This window comes from Syntrophorhabdaceae bacterium (assembly GCA_028698615.1).
Lineage (GTDB): Bacteria > Desulfobacterota > Syntrophorhabdia > Syntrophorhabdales > Syntrophorhabdaceae > Delta-02.
This window is the reverse complement of record JAQVWF010000026.1, coordinates 1,975-24,252: the sequence shown is the minus strand read 5'-3', so window position 1 is coordinate 24,252 and position 22,278 is coordinate 1,975. Positions and strand designations below refer to the sequence as shown.

General features: G+C 53.7%; 25 protein-coding genes, 1 tRNA gene and 1 riboswitch. Of the genes, 14 read left to right on the top strand and 12 right to left on the bottom strand.

Annotated elements, in window-relative coordinates; genetic code table 11:
- Positions 1-37: 37 nt before the first annotated feature.
- Positions 38-349 (bottom strand): hypothetical protein, encoded by a 312-nt coding sequence (locus PHC90_09810; protein ID MDD3846644.1) that lies wholly within the window; start codon positions 347-349, stop codon positions 38-40.
- A 249-nt stretch (positions 350-598) separates the two neighbouring features.
- Positions 599-1,969 (bottom strand): trypsin-like peptidase domain-containing protein, encoded by a 1,371-nt coding sequence (locus PHC90_09805; protein ID MDD3846643.1) that lies wholly within the window; start codon positions 1,967-1,969, stop codon positions 599-601.
- A 419-nt stretch (positions 1,970-2,388) separates the two neighbouring features.
- Between PHC90_09805 and PHC90_09800 the strand changes: the two genes are divergently transcribed.
- Positions 2,389-2,580, top strand: a complete 192-nt coding sequence (locus tag PHC90_09800) for a helix-turn-helix domain-containing protein (protein ID MDD3846642.1) — start codon at positions 2,389-2,391, stop codon at positions 2,578-2,580.
- Positions 2,581-2,582: 2 nt separating this feature from the next.
- On the opposite strand, the gene PHC90_09795 is transcribed toward PHC90_09800, so the two are convergent.
- The 4 genes from PHC90_09795 to PHC90_09780 form a co-directional block, all read right to left on the bottom strand.
- Positions 2,583-3,647: a 3-isopropylmalate dehydrogenase gene (locus tag PHC90_09795; GenBank protein MDD3846641.1), complete on the bottom strand. Its 1,065-nt coding sequence runs from the start codon at positions 3,645-3,647 to the stop codon at positions 2,583-2,585.
- Between the two features lie 33 nt (positions 3,648-3,680).
- Entirely contained in the window at positions 3,681-4,958 is a 1,278-nt protein-coding gene (gene purD, locus PHC90_09790) for a phosphoribosylamine--glycine ligase (protein ID MDD3846640.1), read from the bottom strand.
- 19 nt (positions 4,959-4,977) lie between these two features.
- Entirely contained in the window at positions 4,978-5,562 is a 585-nt protein-coding gene (locus PHC90_09785; GenBank protein MDD3846639.1) for a hypothetical protein, read from the bottom strand.
- A gap of 151 nt (positions 5,563-5,713) precedes the next feature.
- Complete coding sequence (locus PHC90_09780; GenBank protein MDD3846638.1) at positions 5,714-6,634, bottom strand: radical SAM protein; 921 nt, start codon at positions 6,632-6,634, stop codon at positions 5,714-5,716.
- Positions 6,635-6,735: 101 nt separating this feature from the next.
- Between PHC90_09780 and PHC90_09775 the strand changes: the two genes are divergently transcribed.
- Together PHC90_09775 and PHC90_09770 are read left to right on the top strand one after the other, a co-directional pair.
- A tRNA-Val gene (locus PHC90_09775) sits at positions 6,736-6,812 on the top strand.
- A gap of 20 nt (positions 6,813-6,832) precedes the next feature.
- Complete coding sequence (locus tag PHC90_09770; GenBank protein MDD3846637.1) at positions 6,833-7,585, top strand: YebC/PmpR family DNA-binding transcriptional regulator; 753 nt, start codon at positions 6,833-6,835, stop codon at positions 7,583-7,585.
- Positions 7,586-7,604: 19 nt separating this feature from the next.
- Here PHC90_09770 and PHC90_09765 read toward each other — a convergent pair whose 3' ends face one another.
- From PHC90_09765 to PHC90_09750, 4 genes are all read right to left on the bottom strand, one after another.
- Positions 7,605-8,315 (bottom strand): DUF4115 domain-containing protein, encoded by a 711-nt coding sequence (locus tag PHC90_09765; GenBank protein MDD3846636.1) that lies wholly within the window; start codon positions 8,313-8,315, stop codon positions 7,605-7,607.
- A 248-nt stretch (positions 8,316-8,563) separates the two neighbouring features.
- Positions 8,564-9,484 (bottom strand): pyruvate synthase subunit PorB, encoded by a 921-nt coding sequence (gene porB / locus PHC90_09760; protein MDD3846635.1) that lies wholly within the window; start codon positions 9,482-9,484, stop codon positions 8,564-8,566.
- Positions 9,485-9,486: 2 nt separating this feature from the next.
- A complete protein-coding gene (locus PHC90_09755; GenBank protein ID MDD3846634.1) occupies positions 9,487-10,668 on the bottom strand; it encodes a transketolase C-terminal domain-containing protein in 1,182 nt (393 codons plus the stop codon).
- Positions 10,665-10,946: a 4Fe-4S binding protein gene (locus tag PHC90_09750; protein MDD3846633.1), complete on the bottom strand. Its 282-nt coding sequence runs from the start codon at positions 10,944-10,946 to the stop codon at positions 10,665-10,667. Before PHC90_09750 ends, PHC90_09755 begins: the two co-directional genes overlap by 4 nt.
- A 300-nt stretch (positions 10,947-11,246) precedes the next feature.
- Between PHC90_09750 and PHC90_09745 the strand changes: the two genes are divergently transcribed.
- Together PHC90_09745 and purM are read left to right on the top strand one after the other, a co-directional pair.
- On the top strand, positions 11,247-11,531 hold the full coding sequence (locus PHC90_09745) for a GYD domain-containing protein (GenBank protein ID MDD3846632.1): 285 nt from the start codon (positions 11,247-11,249) through the stop codon (positions 11,529-11,531).
- Positions 11,532-11,622: 91 nt separating this feature from the next.
- Positions 11,623-12,660 (top strand): phosphoribosylformylglycinamidine cyclo-ligase, encoded by a 1,038-nt coding sequence (gene purM, locus PHC90_09740; protein MDD3846631.1) that lies wholly within the window; start codon positions 11,623-11,625, stop codon positions 12,658-12,660.
- Positions 12,661-12,746: 86 nt separating this feature from the next.
- On the opposite strand, the gene PHC90_09735 is transcribed toward purM, so the two are convergent.
- Both PHC90_09735 and PHC90_09730 read right to left on the bottom strand, forming a co-directional pair.
- Entirely contained in the window at positions 12,747-13,394 is a 648-nt protein-coding gene (locus PHC90_09735; protein ID MDD3846630.1) for a hypothetical protein, read from the bottom strand.
- On the bottom strand, positions 13,375-13,788 hold the full coding sequence (locus PHC90_09730) for a PaaI family thioesterase (protein ID MDD3846629.1): 414 nt from the start codon (positions 13,786-13,788) through the stop codon (positions 13,375-13,377). The genes PHC90_09735 and PHC90_09730 overlap by 20 nt, the downstream gene beginning before the upstream one ends.
- Before the next feature lie 130 nt (positions 13,789-13,918).
- A riboswitch (cobalamin riboswitch) is annotated at positions 13,919-14,058 on the top strand.
- A 50-nt stretch (positions 14,059-14,108) separates the two neighbouring features.
- Between PHC90_09730 and PHC90_09725 the strand changes: the two genes are divergently transcribed.
- The 9 genes from PHC90_09725 to PHC90_09685 all read left to right on the top strand — a co-directional run.
- Complete coding sequence (locus PHC90_09725) at positions 14,109-16,106, top strand: TonB-dependent receptor (protein ID MDD3846628.1); 1,998 nt, start codon at positions 14,109-14,111, stop codon at positions 16,104-16,106.
- A gap of 31 nt (positions 16,107-16,137) precedes the next feature.
- Positions 16,138-17,049: an asparagine synthase-related protein gene (locus tag PHC90_09720; GenBank protein ID MDD3846627.1), complete on the top strand. Its 912-nt coding sequence runs from the start codon at positions 16,138-16,140 to the stop codon at positions 17,047-17,049.
- Positions 17,046-17,732, top strand: a complete 687-nt coding sequence (locus PHC90_09715) for a diphthine--ammonia ligase (protein MDD3846626.1) — start codon at positions 17,046-17,048, stop codon at positions 17,730-17,732. Before PHC90_09720 ends, PHC90_09715 begins: the two co-directional genes overlap by 4 nt.
- Entirely contained in the window at positions 17,729-18,613 is an 885-nt protein-coding gene (locus tag PHC90_09710) for an ABC transporter substrate-binding protein (protein ID MDD3846625.1), read from the top strand. The genes PHC90_09715 and PHC90_09710 overlap by 4 nt, the downstream gene beginning before the upstream one ends.
- A complete protein-coding gene (locus PHC90_09705) occupies positions 18,610-19,632 on the top strand; it encodes an iron ABC transporter permease (protein MDD3846624.1) in 1,023 nt (340 codons plus the stop codon). The genes PHC90_09710 and PHC90_09705 overlap by 4 nt, the downstream gene beginning before the upstream one ends.
- Positions 19,629-20,432: an ABC transporter ATP-binding protein gene (locus PHC90_09700; protein MDD3846623.1), complete on the top strand. Its 804-nt coding sequence runs from the start codon at positions 19,629-19,631 to the stop codon at positions 20,430-20,432. The genes PHC90_09705 and PHC90_09700 overlap by 4 nt, the downstream gene beginning before the upstream one ends.
- Positions 20,414-20,932: a bifunctional adenosylcobinamide kinase/adenosylcobinamide-phosphate guanylyltransferase gene (cobU, locus tag PHC90_09695; protein ID MDD3846622.1), complete on the top strand. Its 519-nt coding sequence runs from the start codon at positions 20,414-20,416 to the stop codon at positions 20,930-20,932. Before PHC90_09700 ends, cobU begins: the two co-directional genes overlap by 19 nt.
- A 2-nt stretch (positions 20,933-20,934) precedes the next feature.
- Entirely contained in the window at positions 20,935-21,981 is a 1,047-nt protein-coding gene (gene cobT / locus PHC90_09690; protein MDD3846621.1) for a nicotinate-nucleotide--dimethylbenzimidazole phosphoribosyltransferase, read from the top strand.
- Positions 21,982-21,986: 5 nt separating this feature from the next.
- Positions 21,987-22,278, top strand: a 292-nt coding sequence (locus tag PHC90_09685; GenBank protein ID MDD3846620.1) for an adenosylcobinamide-GDP ribazoletransferase, incomplete at its 3' end; no start/stop codon positions are given.

Genomic DNA, 22,278 nt, shown 5'->3' with positions numbered 1-22,278 from the left:
TTTTCAAATATTGGATCAGGCTGGTTTTCGTCTTTTCCTAAGATACCTGTAACCTTCGCAGGTAATGAACAAACAAATGGATCTTATCCCTGATGGCTGGGGAAGAATGGTCGTTTTCCCATTCATCTTCCATCTCCTTCGCGACACACAGGATCTTGTTGATAAGTGCAGCTCTCTCTGCGCCATCCATGGGTTCTTCAAGGTCAGTCCTCATTATATCGTAGGCGGAAGTCATTGCCGTCTTAAGGGGGATTACTTTGCACAGAACCGTCATCATCACCTCGTCGTTGGCATAAGATTGCCATAAGTCCTCATGCTTGACAATCAGGGGGATACCTAATACTATCACCGGGGCGTCCACTATAGCAGGGGTGGGGGATTACCTTACAGGCTTGGGAACGCTTGACTGGAAACTCTTTGCCTGTGAATAAAAAGAACTCAGGAGATTTGCGACACTTTTGAAGGGTAGTATTCCCTCGATGAATATACGGTTAACTTGACCGTTTAGATAGCGGGGCAGGGCGCCCGTTTACGAACAACTCAGGGACCTGTCGCCAACCTCTGGAAGGCGATATAACGATTCAAGGTATAACACAGGCTATTGGGGATAAAGCCGGAAGCATTCATTTCGGGTCTGCATGAGACGCTGTTCGAGTATCCTTGCGGTGGAATAGGGGAGCTTGCACTTCGCGTCGAGACCTGTGGACGCGCATGAATCGTTCCACGCCGTTTGATAGCGGTGGTTCGCCGCCTGCAGGCATTCAGAAAGGGCCTTGCGCTTCGTTTCCATCTGTTCGCGCATTTGTTTCCTGTACCGGTCGCCCTCCTCGTGGATGCGGCGCTCTTCCTGCTCCTTTTGTTCTCTGAGGCTCCTGTTGGCCTCTTCGACGCGTTCAGCAAATTCCTTCCTTCGGCGATCGCGTTCCCACTGTTCCTCAACCATCCTGTCCCGGGCGCTCTTTTCCTCCCTGGCTGAGGCCTGGTTTCGCCACTGGCTCATTTCCTCCATCTTCTTCTCCATGCGGGCGAGTTGCCGCGACAGATCATCGTCGCTCATGCGCTTCCTGGCGATGATGTGCTGTTTCACGTCATTGATCGATACGGCGAAACCCATGCCTTCGACGCTGATGCCGGAGATCTTGAGGGAATTGACACCGATGACATCCCCCTTGAGATTGATAAGGGGACCGCCGCTATTTCCGGGGCTGAGAGCCGCATCCGTCTGGATGAACGATGCCCTGTAGGCGGGAAATGACCGCTTTGAAGCACTGATTATCCCCCTGGTGAAGGTCGTGTCGAATGAAAGTGGCGTACCTGCCGCAATCACGGTCTCTCCCTCGAAGCAGGCCGAGCTGTCTCCGAGGCGCAGATACTGATATTGACGGGTGTCGGCGGTCTTGAGAAGGGCGAAGTCCAGTTCGGGATCCATGAAGATCAATTCCACGACAGTGACGGAACCGTCCGTAAAGGCTGCCTTCCCCGTCTTTTCGCGCATGACATGCGCGTTGGTAACGATGTAGCCGTCCTTGCTGACCACGAAACCGGAACCGCGAGGGGTGCCTTCGGTGAGAATGGTGACTATCGCCGGCTTCACGCTCTTAATGATGTCCGATAGGTCTCCTGGGGCCGGGCTGCTTTGGAGGTTGATGACGTTGAAGTGTGCAAGTACGGCGAGGACCGCGGCCAGGATTGCCGAGGAGACAATCACCCCCAAAATGATCCGGCGCGATGACACATTATTGGCGGGTCTCGCCTCGGGCTCCGCCGCAGGCGTCTCCCGCGAGGTCACGGCAGCTTCCCTTGCGGCAATATGCTCTCTCAGGCACTCGTAGGCCCAATTGATCTCCTTTACATCACCCCAGGAGGTTCTGCTCGCGACAAGGCCGCGGTAAACCCGTTCGACTTCCTCAAGAGATATGTCTTCGGTGAGACCAAGGATGTTGAGGGATCGTTCTATGTCCGGGTCCATACTATCCACTGTGCAATATATTAAACGAATCAATATTTTTGTCAATATGTTGGCGAGAGTACGGGGCATTGGGATCAGGCGTCGTGCGGGGTGTTGTGTAAGAGAAGGAGACTGCTGGGATTCAGGACATGTCGGGGTTCTGAGTATCCCTTACGTAAGTTAACATAATATCCATTATCAGCACCTGTGGAGAATTAGGACACAATGGACGCATCTGTAACATATGGATACTCCAGTACTTTCCTCTACAGGTCTCCCTCTCATAACTTTATTCACTATTATCATTGACAGCGGCGTCTATTTCTCATCTAATATAGAAAACAGAATCGAGTGATCCGGTGTCCGATATTATGAATAACGATATTCAAGAGTTGTATACACTCGTTAACCTACGACTTGATAATATCGCTGAGAAAATATTGTTATCAAAGGTAAATGACGACGATGAGGTCTATTCAAACATTCTCTCGCATGTCGAAGACATCTTCATTCAAGCCGCACTCAGGATAACGGACAACAACATCTCAAAGGCTGCCAGACTCCTTGGCATAAACAGGAACACCCTGAGCAAGAAGCTCAAGGTGTCTTCGCACAACACAATGGAGATGTAAGTCTACCCCGCAACGTACCCCGCGATAAGGTCTCCCGCTTCCTTTGTCCCCATCCCCATCTTGCCTGCCTCCATAGACTTGAGGTCGTTCCTAATTGCCCTCTGAACCGAGCCCTCGATGGCTGACGATGCCTCGCCCAGGGACAGGAACTCGAGCATCATCGCGCCGGCGAGGATGGCCGCCATGGGGTTTATGACGTTCTTTCCCGTGTATTTCGGCGCCGATCCACCTATGGGCTCGTACATCGATACCCCCTCGGGATTGATGTTGCCGCCACAAGCTATCCCCATGCCTCCCTGGATCATAGCCCCCAGGTCCGTGATTATGTCCCCGAACATGTTGTCCGTCACAATGACGTCGAACCACTCGGGATTCTTGACCATCCACATGCAGGTTGCGTCGACATGGGCGTAATCCGTCTTTATATCGGGATACTCCTCGGCGACCTCGTAAAAGGCACGCTCCCAGAGATTAAAGGCGAAGGTGAGAACGTTTGTCTTGCCGCAAAGGGTCAATTTCTTCTCCCGGTTCCTCCTTCTCGTGTATTCAAAGGCAAACCTCAGGCACCGCTCGACCCCTTTGCGGGTATTGATCGATTCCTGAACGGCCACCTCGTCCTTCGTTCCCTTTTTCAGAACGCCTCCTGAACCGGTGTAAAGCCCCTCCGTGTTTTCCCTGACAACGACGAAATCGATCTCCTTCGGTCCCTTGTCTTTCAGGGGCGTCTCCACACCCTCATAGAGCTTGACGGGCCTGAGATTGATGTACTGGTCCAGTTCAAAGCGTGTCCTTAAGAGAATATCCTTTTCCAGGATGCCTGGTTTCACATCGGGATGCCCAATGGCACCGAGATAGATGGCATCGAACTGCCTGAGTTCGTTCAGAACACTGTCGGGAAGTGTTTCGCCCGTCCTCATGTAACGCTCCCCGCCAATGTCGTAGTACGTGAAATTCAAGGAAAAGCCAAATTTCTTAGAAGCAGCCGTAAGAACCTTGACCCCCTCGGCTATGACCTCAGGTCCCGTGCCGTCGCCTGGTATCACACCGATATTGAATTCTTTCGACATTACAACCTCCTGCCTTTTAATATTTGGAAACGCCTACTGGGTAATCAGGGCCTTCTTCCCGATATCCCTGCGGTAGTACATTCCCTCGAAATCGATGAGACCCACGGCCTCGTATGCCTTCATTATCGCTTCCTCGTACGTCGGGCCCATTGCGGTAACGCCCAGAACCCGCCCACCGGCAGTATGATACTGGGAACCCACTTTTTTCGTGCCGGCGTGAAAGACCATGACGTCATCCCTGCCTGCCAACGCGTCGAGTCCACGAATCACCTTGCCTTTTTCCGGCTTCTCGGGATACCCCTTCGAGGCGATGACCACACAGACGCTCACGCCTTCTCTCCAGGTGATCTCCCCCAGGTCCCTGAGCTTCCCTTCCACGCACGCCACGAGAACGGGCAAGAGATCGCTTTCCATCTTAAAGATTATGGGCTGTGTTTCTGGGTCACCAAAACGAGCATTAAATTCAATCACATAGGGCTTCCCCGCGGAGAGCATCAGTCCACCGTAGAGGACCCCTTTGTATGAAATGCCGATCTTTCGCATGGCCGCGATTGTCTTCAACATGATACCATCGCGTATCTCACGCTCGAGGGCGTCATTGAGAAAAGGTATGGGCGTATACGCCCCCATCCCGCCCGTATTCGGTCCAAGATCATTGTCGAGAAGCGGTTTGTGGTCCTGGGAGGCAGGCATAGGAAGTATTGTGTTACCGTCAGCGAAGGCGAGGTACGACGCCTCTATGCCGGGTAGGAATTCTTCTATGACCACCCTTCTTCCGGCGTCGCCGTAAATCCCGTTGACCATAAGTTCCGTGAGCACCGATTCCGCCTCGGCCATGTTTTTTATAACATAGGCGCCCTTCCCTGCACAAAGCCCGTCAGCCTTGATGACAAATGGGATCTCCTTTGCCGATATGTATTTCAGCGCCTCTTTGTGATCGTTAAAAACCTGAAAGGGAGCCGTAGGGACCGAACTGTCCCTCATCAGCTCTTTTGAAAAGATCTTGCTCGCCTCTATGGCAGCGCCGCGCGCTACGGGACCGAATATCGGTATGCCTTTTGCTTCGAAGGCGTCGACAATGCCGTCCGCGAGAGGGTTTTCGGGACCAACGACAACAAGATCGACCTTCATCCTTCTGGTGAATGCAATAAGGCTGTCAGTATCACCCGGGTTGATATCATGACATTCTGCCAGGTCGGCGATGCCGCCGTTCCCGGGAATGCAGTAGAGCCTGTCGACTCCGGCCGATCTGGAAAGCTTCCAACACAGGGCATGTTCCCTTCCGCCCGATCCTATGACAAGAACGTTCACACCAACCCCCGTGATCTATTTAGACTTTTGATAAATAATCGCAAATCGCCTTGTCATAGGCGCTCGTCAGGGAAAAGACCTTCTTTGCCAGGTAAAAACGCATCTCCTCCGTCGTGGCGCCATCGTTCTGTGTCATGTTCTCGATGATCTTCCCGTAGTCATCGGGGTCTACCGCGACGGTGACATACTTGAAGTTCTTGGCGGCGGCGCGAATCATCGATGGACCGCCGATATCTATGTTCTCAATGGCATCCTCGAAGGTGCATCCCTTGCTTACGACCTCGATGAAGGGATAGAGATTGACGACGATCATGTCGATATGACTGATCCCGTGGGTCGTCATGGCCTTCTGGTGTTCCTCGTTGTCCCTGATATTCAGGATCCCGCCATGGATCTTGGGATGGAGAGTCTTGACGCGGCCGTCCATAATCTCGGGGAAACCTGTATATGCCCCGACTTCCACAGGATTCACCCCTATCCCCTCAAGGTACTTCTTTGTGCCCCCCGTCGACAGTATCTCGACGCCGAGCTTCTTTAAGAATAACGCCAGGTCAGATAAACCCGCCTTGCTCGAAACGCTGACCACGGCACGCTTGATTCTCATGACAACCTCCTCCATGCAATATATTCAAGGAATATCCAGGTAAAGATAAGGGAAAACTACGTGTCTGCCGTTCTCTAAGCTGTAATAGTAAATGCTCGCTCATCGCTTTGTCAATATGATTTTGACAGGAGCGCAGCCCGGAAATGAGGGACTACGGGATGATGTAGAAAAGATCGTCGCCCAGAACGTAGCTCTTGACGAGCCCTTCCTCCTCCATCGCCTTCAACCTGGTCTTCGCCTGAAAATGGGAAAGACTGGTGGTCTTCACCACGTCGTCGAGGGTAAGAGGCCGTCTCTTGAGGGTCTCGAGAATAATTCCCGACCAGTCCGCCTGGGCAGGCATTTCCGCCACTTTTTCAAATGAACAGATGACCTCGCAGGCAGGACCAAAAAGTTTGCATATCGCCTGCAGCTTATCTTCCTCCAGCCTACCCGCTTTCTCATCGCTGGGAGGCCGTGTGACGGTATTGAGCTGGATCTTGTCCATACCCAGGGTTGAAACGATATGAGCCATCTTCTTCAACTCATCGGGGTCATCGTTGACGTTTCTTATGAGCATAATCTCGAGCCAGATCGGCCCGGTATATCCCTGCCGGAATTTCTTCAGCCCCGCGATGACACTTTCGACATCCAGGAGCGGGTGAGGCCTGTTGATCCTTTTGAAGGCTTCTTCGCTCACGGCATCGAGAGAGGGCAGAACGACATCCGCTTCCGCGAGGTCCGCCCTGACTTCCCTGTCGTGCAGGAGTGAGCCGTTCGTGATGACGGCAACAGGAGTCGCGACCCTCTTCTTGACCCCCCTGATCATAACGCCGAGGTCCAAATTGAGGGTTGGTTCACCTGAACCTGAAAACGTAATTATATCAACCTGCTGCGTCGTGGCTACCCTGTCCGCGACCTGGGCGACTATCACCTCGGGATCGTAAAACCTCTTGCGCAATATCTCCTTATCCGTGGTCTTTCCGGCCTGGCAATAGATGCAGTCGTAACTGCAGTATTTTGGGGGTATGATATCGACTCCGAGGGAGTAACCGAGTCTTCTTGAAGGGACGGGACCGAATACGTTCTGCATTGTGTGTTAATGATAATACAATTCCGGGGCAAATTAGAATAGAAATCCTATCTGTCTTGGGTTGACTTTTTCACAAGAATGTAATAAAAAGAAACACGCACGGGCGATTAGCTCAGATGGTTAGAGCGCTGGTCTCACATACCAGAGGTCGTTGGTTCGAATCCAATATCGCCCACCATTCGAACCCTTGGGGGCACGATGTCAGGACATAGCAAATGGAGTTCCATTAAGGACAAAAAAGGCGCGGCGGATGCCAAGCGCGGGAAGATCTTTACAAAACTGATCAGAGAGATAACGACCGCGGCACGGATAGGCGGGGCTGACGCCGAATCTAATTCGCGGCTTCGCGTTGCTGTTGACAACGCGAAGGCTGAGAATATGCCGAAGGACAACATCGAACGTGCCATTAAGAAAGGAACCGGCGCGCTCGACGGTGCTGACGCCTACGAGGAATATAACTATGAAGGCTATGGCCCGGGCGGCGTCGCCATCCTCATAGAAACCCTCACCGACAATAAGAAACGCACCACGGCGGAGGTCAGGCATATCCTTTCCCGCCTGAACGGCAATCTGGGAGAGGTGGGATGCGTCTCCTGGCTTTTCGGCAAAAAGGGCTTCATGGCATTTGACAAGAAGGTTGTCGATGGCGACAGGATCATGGAACTTGCACTTGAAGCTGGCGCTGAAGATATAACCGATGATGAGAATGAGATAGAGGTCTATACGGAGATATCCAATTTTGAGAACCTCAAGAAGGTCTTTGAGGAAAATAAGATACCTCACGTTGTTGCCGAACTGAGCATGGTCCCCCAGAATTATGTGAAGCTCGAGGGAAAGAATGCGGAGACGATGCTCAAACTGATGGATGCCCTTGAAGATTCCGACGATGTTCAGAAGGTCTATGCGAACTTCGATATTGACGCAGCTGAGATGGAACGGCTGACAAGCTGACGGATATTTGCCCGAAGAATTACGAAACCTTTATCCGTTTAACCTCACCGCTCTGACCGGTCAGTTCGATTTCTTTACCATTTAAATTGAGTTTCACACCAGCTGCGTTCCCGATGAGAAGATCGAAGTCTTCCTTTGCGTTCAGCACGATAATATCTTCGGGGTTGAGCATGAATTCCTTTTTCTCGCTCCCGTCAATGACCACGCTAACCCAGGTCCTTTCATTGCAGGTTACCATAAGCTTCTTGATATCCTGAAATTCCGGCAGTATCGCCGCTTGATCGCCAGGGGTCGTTCTCACATTCGCGGAAGCCGGCTGAGCCACCTCCCGCGAAGTAGGTCTTGAGGCTGAGCGTTCCTTGTATATCTGGTTAAGAACAAAGAAAGCGATTATGAGAACGAATATAAGGGGATAAAATATGGCGCGTCTTCGAACGCGCCTTGTCTCGTTCAGGGTTTTGTTCTTTACCGGAGCCTCCGGGACCGTCATCTCTTCGACCGGCATTTCCAGTTCCAGAACATCGTCTTTCATATCAAGGAGATGTGCATATTCCTTGAGGTAGCCTCTCACATAGACCTCATGAGGAAGCGCCTGCCAATCACCGTTTTCTATCGCCTGCACCAACGATTTCCGCAGGCACAAGGAATCCGATATGTTGACGATCGTCAACCCTTTCTCTTCCCGTTGCTCCCTAAGAGTATTACCTATTTTCTTAAGGTCTAGTGACATTTATCTGTCCTTCATACTGTTTATCGTCCAAATCCTCCTTAACTAAAGACCTATGCCTCACAAATTTCACGGATTTAGATATAATATTGTATACGTTCCGCCTTATATTTCAAGTATTTTTTTCAAGATATGACAATAAACATGCTTTTTCTGTGAGGTATGTCACTAAAACGGCGGCGTAAGAAGGTGGTCGGCGGAGTGAAAGTAGCGCCCGCCTTTAAGGCCGGGCGCTACTGGTTTTCGATAGACTACTTTATTTCACTGTGGCTCTTAAGATCTTGCCAGTCCTGATTAACATGCTCCTGGATCTGTGCGATGAGATCATCCGTCAAATGGCGGAACCTGCCCTGCCCCTTGATGTATTCGGAGACTGGTCTCAATGGTTCCGGGCTATAGGTTATTCTGTACTTTCCGTTCTCAACCTCATAAAGTGGGAATATGCCAGTCCGAACGGCAAGCCTTCCATAATGGATGGCCTGGTCGGAGGGTATCCTCCAGCCCGTGGGACAGACAGAGAGGACGTGAATGTACGCCGGGCCCTTCGTCTCCTTTGCCTTCTTTACCTTTGCCAGGAAATCAAAGGGATAGGACGGGCAGGCGGTGGCTACGTAGGGGATATTGTGCGCAGCTGCTATCTTGGGCATGTTCTTCTTCTGGGTTTTCTGACCGAAGCTCTTCTTGCCCGGAGGGCTCGTGGTAGTCATCGCGCCGAAAGGAGTCGATGAAGAGCGCTGAATGCCGGTGTTCATGTATGCTTCATTGTCAACGCAGATATAAGTAAAGTTGTGCCCTCTTTCCATTGCTCCGGAGAGAGCCTGAAGCCCGATATCAGTTGTTCCTCCGTCACCCGCTATGGCGATGACATTGATGTCCTTCTTGGCGATCTTCCCCTTTTCCATAAGAATGCCTATGCCCGACTCGATGCCGGAGGCTACTGCCGCCGCGTTCTCAAAGGCAACATGGATCCAGGGTAGTCGCCACGATGTCGTTGGAAGGGGTGTCGAAATGATCTCCATGCACCCCGTTGCCATGGCAATGATGGAGTCCCCGCCGAAAACCTTGAGGCCCAGCCTCAGTGCAAGGATCTCAGCGCAGCCCTGACAGGCCCTGTGTCCCGAGGTTGCGTATTCAAACTCAGGATTATCCGTATATCGCTCAAGACTTTTCATTCTCATGATCTCACCCCTATTACGCCGTAATTCTTGTTGTCAGCATGGGATACCTTTGCTGAAGAAACAACCTGTTCGTACAAGTCCATCAGCTCTTCGGGTTCCACATCCCTGCCACCGAGGCCGAATATGAAATTCTCGAGCTGGATCCTAAGCCCGTTGCTGATGGCCAAGCTCGCCACTTCATTGAACAGCGGACCGTTCATTGCGCCGCCCGGCATTACCCGCTCCAGTACGGCGACTTTCTTTTTATCCTTAAGGACTTCGAGAAGCTCTGCGTCCGGGAAAGGTCTGAAAAGCCTCAGGGAGACGAGGCCAAGTTCCTTACCCTGCTCCTTCAGATTGTCGATCGCGGTCTTGATGTTCTCGTTTATGGACCCCAGTGCCATGAAGACCGTATCGGCCTTCTCCACGTTGTAGGTTTCGACTATGTTGTATGCTCTGCCGAATTCCTTGGTGAACTGGTCCATAACCTCCTTAATAACGCCTTTCGAATTCCGAATGGCCATCTCCTGGGCGTACTTCGCTTCGGTGTAGAGCTCCGGCATAGCATAAGCGCCCATTGTCACAGGCTTGTCCGGGTGAAGTGTATACAAGGGGTTGTACGGAGGCAGGAAACGATCCACGTCCTCCTGTGACGGAAATTCTATGGGTTCAATGACATGGCTCAAGGAGAACCCGTCCAGATTTACCATGAGGGGCAGAAGCACCCGCCTGTCCTCAGCCATCTTGAAAGCCATGATGATCGAGTCCACGACCTCCTGACCATTCTCGCAAAAAAGCATGATCCATCCCGTATCGCGGGCCGCCATGATGTCGGAATGGTCTCCCCAGATGGACAGCGGAGATGACAGCGCACGGTTGACAGAGGCCATCACGATGGGAAGCCTCAGACCGGAAGCTATGAAAAGGATCTCGTGCATGAGTTCCATGCCCTGGGAACTCGTTGATGTGAACGTCCTGGCTCCGGTGGCGCTGGCGCCGACACAGGCGGACATGGCTGAGTGCTCCGACTCGACGTTGATATAGGCGGCATCGAGTTCACCGTTGGCGACTATTTCAGACAGATGTTCGACTATATGTGTCTGAGGCGTGATGGGGTAAGCGGCGATTACCTCCACGCGGGCGAGTTTGGCCGCTTCCGATGCCGCTATCGAAACTTCCATACCTGTCTTTATGCTCATCGTTCCTCCTCAACCATTGTAATGGCGACCGGTTTGCATTCTTTCGCGCAAATGCCGCAACCCTTGCAATAGTCCAGGTCCGCCTCATAGAAGCCGTCATCTCTCTGGCGGATGGAGGCGTCGGGGCAGAAGAGCCAACAAAGACCACACTTGGTGCATTTTTCCCAGTTCCAGACGGGTTTGGAAGAACGCCAGTCTCCGGTCTTATACTCCATAGCGTTTCCAACCTCTTCAATAACACAACCTACTGTTAGTTCATGCCACTTGTATTGATCCATAGGTTTAGCCATAGATCCCCCTTGTAATTGAGAATATAGAGCCGTGTTGATTTGTTTCAAATGCGAATCGATATGTGAAATATTGAACAAAATGGTTCATATAAAGTATTTGATATTAAAAGTGGTAGATGATAGCACATTTCGTTCTTCCAATCAATATCATGTTTTATAGTGGATAATGTGAAATTCCGTACATACCACTTCCGATAACGCCCCGTCACTAAAACATAATAATATTGACAAACCCTCCGGGTATATTGGAATCTATATATCATTTAAAACCTTTTGGGGGGTGCGGGCATGCCAATCTATATTATGATCAGCACGTTAACGGATGAGGGACGGAAGACCATCAAGAAGCATCCCGAGAGGATCGAAGAGGTCAACAGGGAGATCGAGAGCATGGGTGCAAAGGTTCTTGCCCAGTACGCGGTTCTTGGCCAGTACGATTTTCTCAATATCCTCGAGGCCCCCAATAACGAAGCGATAGCAAAGTTGTCGATAGAACTGGGTTCCAGAGGTACAATACAGATCATAACCCTTCCCGCGATACCCGTTGAGGACTTCATCGCGAGAATGGTTTGATCCCGCTTGCCGCGGCAGATCAGCTAAAAGTCATATTGGCAGAGCAATCTTTCGATTGACAATCGTTCGGGGATGACCTTACATTAGAACCGTGAAGACCATTACATACAAAGATTCCGGCGTAGACATAGCCAGAGCGGACCGTCTCATCGACGACCTCAAGGGCCGCATCAAGGCGACTCACAACGTGAATGTCCTCAACATGATCGGTGGTTTCGCCGCTCTGACCGAGGTTCCCAGGTCCTACAAGAACCCGGTTCTCGTCAGTTCTACCGATGGTGTGGGCACCAAGCTGAAGATAGCTTTTTCAGCCGGTAAACACGACACGGTCGGTATCGACCTCGTCGGCATGAGCGTGAACGACATTCTCACTCTCGGAGCCAAACCTCTCTTTTTCCTTGACTATTATGCGTGCGGAAGGATCGATGAGAATGTATATCCTTTCGTTGTTGGCGGGGTCTGCGACGGATGCCTCCAGGCGGACTGTGCCCTTGTCGGGGGAGAAACGGCCGAGATGCCCTCTTTTTACAAGGACGATGAATACGACCTGGCCGGCTTTGCCGTGGGCGTCGTGGAAAAGGATTCTATCATCGACGGCTCCACAATAGCGCAGGGCGACGCCGTCATTGGCCTTCGCTCCAATGGCCTGCACAGCAACGGCTACTCCCTGGTAAGAAAACTCCTTTTCGACGTGAAGAACTATCGTATTGACGAAGAGGTTCCGGGAATACCGGGAAAGCTTTTTGAAGAGCTCCTCAAACCGACGCGGATCTATGTGAAGCCCGTGCTGGATATCGTCAACCGCTTTGCCGTAAAAGGTATGGCCCACATAACCGGTGGAGGCCTCCCCGGCAACATCTCGAGAATCATTCCCGACGGCCTTTCTACGACAATCAGCATTGATCCCCAGAAAGTCCCGCCGATCTTCAGGGCCCTCATGGAGGCCGGCAATCTCGATATCAATGAAGCCTGCACTACCTTCAATATGGGCACGGGTTTTGCCCTGATCGTCAACGACAGCGATGCCGAAGAGGTCGTAAAATCTCTCAACAACGCCGGCGAGACCGCGACGCGGATAGGCACCATCGAGAAGGCTGCGGGCGATGTCAAAGTAACGATTATCTCCTGAGAATTGGAATAATCAATAACCCAATCACAATCGACCAATCAAATGACCAAAAGGACCGACCTTCCCTTTGGTCATTTTCTTTTTGGTCATTGGTTATTTCTTTCGTTCTTGAGTGGGCATTGTTCGCATTTCGGGGTCTTCAGGCAGTACTGCTGGCATAGCGCGACGATAAGCGCGTGATATTCGTTGAAAAGGTAGGCGTCCGATGGGAGATTGCCCATAAAGAATGCCTGCACGTCCGAATACTTGTATGACCCGTCATGAAGTCCGTGGCTGGCGAGAAAACGCTTCGTGTAGGCATCAACCACAAAGATCGGCTTCTCGAGTGCATAAAGGAGGATACTGTCGGCGGTCTCTTCTCCTATGCCTTTGATGTCAAGGAGCCTTTTCCGCAGTTTGTATGTGTCATTATCCCTTAATCTTTCAATAGATGAGCAGTATTCATCATGTATAACATTAACTATATTCTTTAATCTTGCAGTTTTTAGATTATAATATCCCGACGACCTGATGTGCTCGGCCAGAATCCCCTCTTTCGCCGCATGCAGTCTATCGAGGTCCAGCAGGTTCGCGGACTTCAGGTTTGCGATTGCCTTTTCCACGTTCCTCCAGGAGGTGTTCTGGGTAAGGACAGCGCCCACGATAATCTCGAGCGCCGTGTCACCGGGCCACCAATGTCTTTCCCCGAAGGTCTTGAGGAGGATATCGAAGATCTTAAGAAGTCTTTGCCGCATTTTCCACAACAAATGAGACCATGTTCAGAGTGACGAGCGTTTCACCGACCTCGTTGGTAACGGTGATATCTATTCTGTCCACCTTCTTTCGTGAATGGACAAGCCGGGCCTGTGCGTATATCGTCTGCCCTTCCCTCGCGCTTTTCTTGAAGCGCGCCGTGGACTCGACAAGAAGTGCCTTATAGTCTAAGCTGTTCCCGCAGGCCCCGCCGACATGGTCCGCGAAGGCGAAAAGGATGCCGCCGTGGATACCGCCGAATACGTTGATATGGTCCTTCCTGACCAGCATCCTGCCGCGCGCCATCCCCTCTTCCACCTCGTAGACCTCGATGCCGAGGAGACGCCCCACATTGCAGTCATTGAATTTTTGCCGGACATCCTCACATCTGTCCATATTCATCCTACCCGCGATATTTTCGTATACCTTATCACAATTGAAGCCTGCGTATAAATAAAAGAACTCTTTGATTTTCTGGAGCGGTTTGTGGTAAAGACACTCATATACTCGTTACGGTTCAACTTGCAAGGGAAGCGAAGTGAAAATCTTCCGCTGACCCGCAACTGTGATGGGACCAAGCAACGCACGGTTCTAAGCCGGCCACTGTTCCGAGAAGGATGGAACGGGAAGGCGCGTTGGCTCTCACCTCCCTAAGTCAGGAAACCTTGGGTTGAATTCTTCGAGAAATTATCCTTACGAGGCATAAGGAGGTTCTCATGGCCCGCGTTTTCACTCTTTTTTTCCTGTACATGTTTATGTTTTCCCCGTTTTTCTGTTTTTCTGAAGAGCCGGCGGCGCACAAGCTCGACAGCATCGTTGTCACCGCAGCGCGCACCGAGTCAAAGATCAACGAAGTGCCGGCGAACATTTCTGTCATCACCCGGGAGCAGATCGAAGAGAAAGGCGCCCGGACGCTCACCGACGTCTTCAGGGATGAGCAGGGCGTCTTCACCCGAAGTCTTCTGGGCAACCCCAAGTACTCGACTATCGACATCCGCGGCTTTGGAGAGACCGCGGCCCAGAACTCGCTCTTTCTCGTCGACGGCAGGAGGGTGAACGAGATCGACATGTCCGGTACCGACCTCATGCAGGTGCCCGTCGAAATGATCGAACGGATCGAGATATACCGGGGGCCTGCGAGCGTGTTGTATGGAGACAACGCCATTGGAGGCGTCGTCAATATCATACTGAAGAAGGGTGAAGGGAAGCCGTCGGTTATCGCCGGCCTGAACACGGGCACCTATGACCTTTACAACCCCTATCTTGGGGTGTCGGGCAAGGAAGGCAGGTTTTCCTACAATGTTCTTACATCTTCATACGATACAAGCGGCTACAGGCACAACAACGATATCCGCGCCAGGGACATTCTGGGCTCCTTTTCCTTTGCCCTTCCCAGGGACTTCACCATAGGCGTAAAGGCCGGGCACCACAGGGATACCTACGGCCTGCCCGGATCCCTGACCCAGGCGGATCTCCTCACCGGCGCATACGGCAGGAAAGATTCGAAAACCCCCCTGGACGAAGGCAATACCGAGGACAACTTCATCGATGTCGAGGCATCGGCAAAGCCTTACGAAGCGGTACTTCTTTCCCTGGGCGCAGCCTACCGAAAGAGGCACACGTCATTTCACTACGACATGTCGGGCACCCCCTGGGATTCGATGAGAAGGTTTGAGACGATGTCGCTCACACCGAAGATCACCGTTAAGGAGGATCTTTTTTCACTGAAGAACACCCTTGTCGGCGGGATCGATTACTATTTTTCCCCCAGTCGAAGCAACGACCTCGGCTCGGGCACCGATTCCGACACCAACATTAACAAGACGGAATACGGTTTTTACATCAACGACGAGATACATCTCCTGAAAAACCTCCTTTTCAGCGCCGGTTACCGCCTGGCCAAGGCCAAATACGATATCGACTATACCGACAACACGGGATTCCTGGCACCTATCAATGATTTCGTAAAGAATGAAAAGGAAGCCTTCCGGGTGGGACTCAACTTCATTATCCCCGAGAAAGGGAACGTATTCGTCAACTACTCGAAAGGCTTCCGGTTCCCGGCAACGGACGAATACTTCAGCCCCTTTGCGACGCCCCCCATTAACGAATCCCTGGAGCCTCACACGGTAAAAGAGATCGATCTGGGCGTCAGGTTCAATTTCACGAGGGACATCGGCGCCAGCGCCACCGTCTTTTCCGGCCGCCACAAGAACGAGATATACTACAACCCCCTCACGTTTACGAACTCCAACTATGACAAGACAAAGCGTGAGGGCCTCGAGGCTTCTTTCTTCTGGCTTATCGTCCCGAGCCTGAGGGTCGATCTCGGGTACACGTACATGGAGGCAAAGTTTGACGGAGACGACCTCGACGGGAACCGGGTCCCCATGGTCCCGAGAAACAAACTGACCGGTGCCGTCTCCTGGGCCATCCATGATCTCACACTCACATTCTCTTCGCTGTACACCGGTAACCGCTACATGACGAGTGATGTGAGAAACGCCTATCCCGCCATGGGCGGCTTCACCCTTTATGATCTCACGGCGGTCTACGCCTGGAAGGGCCTGAAGGTGACGGGCGGGATAAGGAACCTTTTCGATAAACAATACAGCGAATATGCTGTTGTCTCCAACGGGACGGGCGCGAAAAACTATTATCCGTCAGCGGAGCGGAACTATATACTGGGGGTGCAATATAACTACAAGTTCTGAGGAAGCTCTATCTGCCGAAAGTACAATATTAATGTTAAGGCAAGTGCTCCGGAAGGTCTTCTCCAGCTTCAGGCCCCAGGGCGTTCTCTTCTCCGGCGGCCTGGATTCGTCCATAGCCGCCGCCCTCTCCGGATGTAAAAGAGGCATCATAGTGACCCTTGGGGCAGATAGTCCCGACCTGAAATATGCCCTGGAGGCCGCCGATGCGCTGGGCATGGAGCTTATCCACAGGGCCGTGCCCGTTGATGAGGCACTGGCCGCAGTACCGCAGGTTGTTGCGATATTGCAGAGCTTCGACCCCGCTGTTCCCAATGACCTTGCCGTCTACTTTGCCCTGAAGGAGGCGAAGTCGATGGGTCTTGGGTCAGTCATGACCGGTGACGGATCGGACGAGCTTTTCGGCGGTTATTCATATATGGCGTCAATGGAAGACCTCGACGGATACATCCGGGAGCTTTCAGGTGTCATGAGTTTTAACTCGATACCCCTCGGCAGGCACCTCGCTATAGAGGTGATGCAACCCTTCCTGAATAAAGAAATCCTTGATTTTGCCCTCGAGATACGGGGAAAATGGAAGATCAGGGAACAAAACGGCATCGTCCACGGCAAATGGGTCTTGAGGCGTGCTCTTGAAGGTCTTCTGCCCGACAGGATCCTCTGGCAGGGCAAGAGGCCCCTTGAAGTGGGGTCTGGGATGACGCAACTTAACACCATACTGGACGCTGCCATATCGGATAAGGAATATGAGGACAAGAGGCGCTCATACAGTGTGCGTTTCTACAACAAGGCGCACCTTCATTATTACGAGGTGTATAGAAAGATGGTCGGGGATGTCCCGCGCCCCGGACAAGACGAAAAGGCCTGTGAAGGATGCGGCGCCGGAATGAATAAGGACCGCCGTCACTGCAGGGTATGCGGATGGATCGAGGGGAGTGTTCTATGACAAAGGGTCCTGAGAATGTATTCTGTTCCTGGAGCGGGGGGAAGGAAAGCGCCCTGGCGCTCCACCGAGCCCGACGGTCGGGGTTCGCGGTAACGCGGCTCATCAACATGGTGACGGAGGATGGCACCCACTCCCGCACGCACGGCCTTGAAGCGGACCTGCTTTCCCTTCAGGCTGAGGCCATCGGCATCCCCCTTGTGCAGCGCAGGACGACATGGAACGGGTACGAAGAGGAGTTCAAGAAGGCGCTTTCCGCCTTCCGTGATGAAGGGATATACCGGGGAATCTTCGGCGATATCGATATGGAAGAGCACAGGGCGTGGGTGGAAAGGGTCTGCTCGGAATACAAACTGCGCCCTTCCCTTCCCCTGTGGCTTGAAAAAAGGGACGACCTCCTTTCGGAGTTCATAAATGAGGGTTTCAAGGCCGTCATCGTCACCGTGAACCGGCGCTATCTCGACGATACCTGGATCGGCAGGGAGATAGACGGGGCGTTCGTCAATGACCTCAAGGCCCTTGGCGGCGATGTTGACCTATGCGGCGAGAGGGGCGAATACCACAGCTTCGTCTACGACGGCCCCATCTTCCGCAGGCCCGTCCCTTTAGAGAGAGGGAACATCCGGTCGACAGAAGAGTATTTCTTCCTTGATATCAAGGCGCTCCCCCCGAGGGAAGACATATGATCCCCTCTTTCTCAAGAAAGATGCCCCGGCCGCTGTCAGTCCTCGCCGCCATAATCATCCTGTGTCTTGCCCTGCCGGCATGGGCCGAAGGGACACAGAAGACGGCGAGATCCCTTCGCATAGTCTCCCTAAGCCCCGCGGTCACGGAATCGCTCTACCTTCTCGGACTGGAGAAGAGCATTATCGGCGTAACCACTTATTGCAACAGGCCCAAAGAGGCAGGAACAAAGGAGAAAGTGGGCACCGTCATGCAGCCTAACCTGGAGAAGATCCTGAAATTGCAGCCCGATCTCGTCCTTGCCATGACCCTCACGGACCCGAAGACCATACAAAAGATGAAGCAGCTCGGACTCAATGTCGTCACCTTCACCATAGCCGATACCTTTTCCGGGCTCTGTGACGCCTTCCTCCAGATGGGCAGGGTCACAGGAAGGTCCGAAGAGGCGAAGCGCCTTGTCGGTATCGCACGGTCACGTGTTGACGCCATCAAGCAGAGAACGGCTTGTCTGTCCAGGCCCGGGGTGCTCGTTCAGATAGGCTCGAAGCCTTTCTTCGTCGCGACGAGGGACGTATTCATGAATGACTTCATAGAGTTTGCCGGAGCCGTCAACCTGTTCAGGGATGTCGCCTCGGGAAGCGTAGGCCGCGAAGAGGCCGTCCTCAGAGACCCCGACGTGATCCTTATTGTCACCATGGGCCTCAGCGGCCGGAACGAGCGCCTTGCATGGAGAAAATTCCCGACGGTGAAGGCGGTGAAAAATGGCCGGGTGTACCTCATGGACTCCGACGACGTCTGCAGCCCGACACCGGTGAGCTTCGCCAGGTCCCTCGGCGATATAGCGGCGCTCCTCCATCCCCATGAAGCGACGGGGTGGAAATGAAGCGACGGCCTATGAGGGTCCTCCTGCCCGCGGCCTGTGTCTTTCTGGCAGCGGCCGCCATCACCGGTATGGCGAGCGGGTCGGCGGGCATACCCCTTCGCAGGATCCTCACGATCATCCTGAATGGGCAGGCCACACCGGAATTCGGCATCCTCATGGATATCCGGCTGCCGAGGATCGTTCTTGGCTTTGCCGTCGGGGGTGCCCTATCCATCGCGGGGGTCATCCTCCAGGGGATGTTCAGAAACCCCCTCGTCGAACCCTACACCCTTGGCATATCCGGGGGTGCGGCCCTGGGCGCGGCGTTGTGCATCATCCTGCAGCTCCATTATATCCTGCCCGTGACGGCCCTTCCCCTTTCGGGGTTTCTCGGGTCCTGTCTCGTCATCCTTCCCCTCTATTTCCTGAACATGCGCCGTACCGTCCTGAGGATGCAGGGCATTCTGCTCACCGGGGTCATGATGAGTTTCATCTCCTCGTCCCTTGTCTTCCTTATCTTCGCCATATCCAAGACACAGGAACTCCACAGCATCGTGTTCTGGATCATGGGGTCCCTGGAAGAGCCGAGTTGGACGCTCATCCTTGTGCTGACAGCCATCGTTGTTGCCTGTCTCTTCGTCTCCTATTTCTTCGCCTCCGTCCTTAACGCCCTGTCCCTCGGGGAGGAGGAGGCGGTCCATCTCGGTATCGATACGGAAAGGGCGAAGAAGCAGCTTTTCCTCATGGCCTCCCTCCTCACGGGGATCAGCGTCTCCCTGACGGGCATCATAGGCTTCGTGGGCCTTATCGTCCCCCACTTTGTCAGGATAATGACGGGCTACGACCACAGACGACTCCTTGTCATATCCTTCCTCGTCGGATCGGGGTTCCTCATCTTCTGCGACACCATCGCGCGCACAGTGATCGCCCCCATCGAACTTCCCGTGGGCGTCATCACGGGTATACTGGGGGGGATCGTGTTCATTTACATCCTGGCAAGACGGCAGACGTCGGGCCCGTCGGGGGGAGGTTCCCTGTGATAGAGTTAAGGGAACTCACGTGCGGGTACGGTGAAAAGACCATCCTTCGCGAGATCGACCTTTCCATTGGAAAAGGTCAATTTGTCGGAATCATAGGCCCCAACGGATCGGGAAAGACGACGATGCTGCGGGCCATGACGCGCCTTATCAAGCCCTCGAAGGGAACAGTCCTCCTCGACGGCGTCGACATGAAGAGGCTTCAGATCGGGGATGTGGCCAGAAAGATCGCCGTCGTCTCCCAGAATATGCCTCTTATCGAGATGACGGTCAGGGAGTTCGTCCTTCTCGGAAGGATCCCCTACTACGGGAAGCTCCAGTTCTTCGAGAAGGAAGAGGACGCCGCCATAGCAGGCAGGGTGATGGAGATGACGGGCATCCTCCACCTCAAGGACGCCCTCATGTCCGAGATGAGCGCCGGCGAGGTCCAGCTTGCCTTCATCGCCCGCGGCCTTACCCAGCAACCGGAGGCCCTCCTCCTCGACGAACCGACGTCACACCTCGACATCACCCACCAGGCAGCCATACTCGACCTGGTGAAGCGCCTGAACAGGCAGGAGGGGCTCACCGTCGTGATCATACTTCACGATCTAAACCTCGCTTCCGAATACTGCGAAAGCCTTGTTCTTATGGACGGGGGGAGGATCCGGAAGGCCGGGGCTCCGGCGGAGGTGATCGACTACGAGACCATCGAGGATGTCTACAAGACCGTGGTCGTCGTCCGTCAGAACCCGTTGTCCCTGAAACCGTTCGTGATGATCGTATCGGAGGAGGTTAGGGAAGAATGCGAAAAAGGATCCTGATCCTGGGCGGCGCCCGGAGCGGAAAAAGCACCTTCGCCCTTCGCGCGGCGGCGGCGGAGGAGGGGAAGAAAGCCTTTGTGGCCACCGCCGAGGCCCTTGACGACGAAATGAAGGCTCGCATCGCCAACCATCAAAGGGAGCGGGGGAAGAACTGGCGGACATTCGAGGAGCCGGTGGAGATCCCGTCACTGGTCAGGAAATTGGGGCCGGAATACCCTATAATCCTCATCGACTGCCTTACCCTGTGGGTTTCGAACCTCATGATGCGCCAACTGCCATTTGGGCGGTATGTCGATGAGCTTATCGCGGCCATTTCGGACGATGCCCCGGGTCTGCTCTACATCGTTTCCAACGAGGTGGGCCTTGGACTCGTACCCGAGACGCCCCTGGGAAGGGAATACCGGGACAACATCGGCCGTTTGAATGCTGAGGTTGCCTCGGCCGCGACGGACGTCTATCTTATGGCAGCCGGTATCCCTATGAAGATAAAGGAGACGTAGAATTGGAAAAGATACACATTGAAGGAACTGACGAGGGCCTGCTGAACCTCGCCACAGCACGCCTCGACAGCCTGACGAAGCCCCAGGGGAGCCTGGGAAGGCTCGAGGAATTCGCGAAACGGATCGTGGCCATCACCGGCGACAGCATGCCGCCTCTTTTCGGAAAGAAGGCCATATTTACCTTTGCGGGCGACCATGGCGTCGTCGACGAAGGCGTTTCCCTATTCCCGAAGGAGGTGACAGTGCAGATGGTGCACAATTTCCTCCAGGGCGGCGCCGGTATAAATGTCCTCGCCCGCCATGCGGGTGCCGATGTCGTTGTCGTCGATATGGGCGTGGACCACGATTTCGACGACGACCCGGGGCTCATCCGCAAAAAGGTGGTCAGGGGCACGAGAAACATGCGCAAGGGTGCGGCCATGACACGGGACGAGGCCGCCCAAACCATCGAGACGGGTATCGCCCTGGCGAAGGAGTACGCGGATAAAGGGTACCGCCTCTTCGGTACGGGCGACATGGGTATAGGCAACACAACGCCATCGAGCGCCATCGCCGCCGTCATGACCGGTGCGTCGGCCGCGGAGGTCACGGGAAAAGGCACGGGCATCTCCGACGAGTCCCTGCGCCACAAGATCACCGTCATCGAAGATGCCATTGCCCTCAACAAACCCGATCCCGCCGACCCGGTGGGTGTCCTCGCAAAGGTTGGCGGCGCCGAGATCGGGGGGATCGCCGGTTTCATTCTCGGCGCGGCATCGCTGAGGATCCCCGTTGTCGTCGACGGCATCATATCGACGGCGGGCGCGATCATCGCCTGGTCCATCGCGCCCGCTGTCAGGGATTACATGTTCGCGGCCCATAACTCGGTAGAAAAAGGGCACAGTGTCATGCTGAAGAAAATAGGGCTTGAACCCGTCCTCGACATGGGCCTGCGCCTCGGCGAAGGAACGGGGGCGGCCCTTGCCATGACCCTTATCGAGGCAGGCCTCAAGATCTACCGCGAGATGGCCACCTTCGATGAGGCCGGTGTGTCAAAGGAGTTGACCTGAAACGCATGAAGAGGATACCGGCGGCCTTTCAGTTCCTGACCATCATCCCCATACGCATCAGGGGGGAACTCTCCGGGGCGGATATGTCAGGTTCGGCCGTGTTCTTCCCTCTCGTCGGCTTCCTCCAGGGAGCTTTTCTGGCGATAATCTCTTTCGTTTCCCTCACATTCCTTTCCCCCGCGGTGACCTCCATCCTTGTCATCTCGGCATATCTCCTGACAAACGGCGGGTTTCACCAGGACGGCCTCTCGGACACCTTCGATGCCCTTTCCGTAAAGTCCACCGGTGACGGCGACA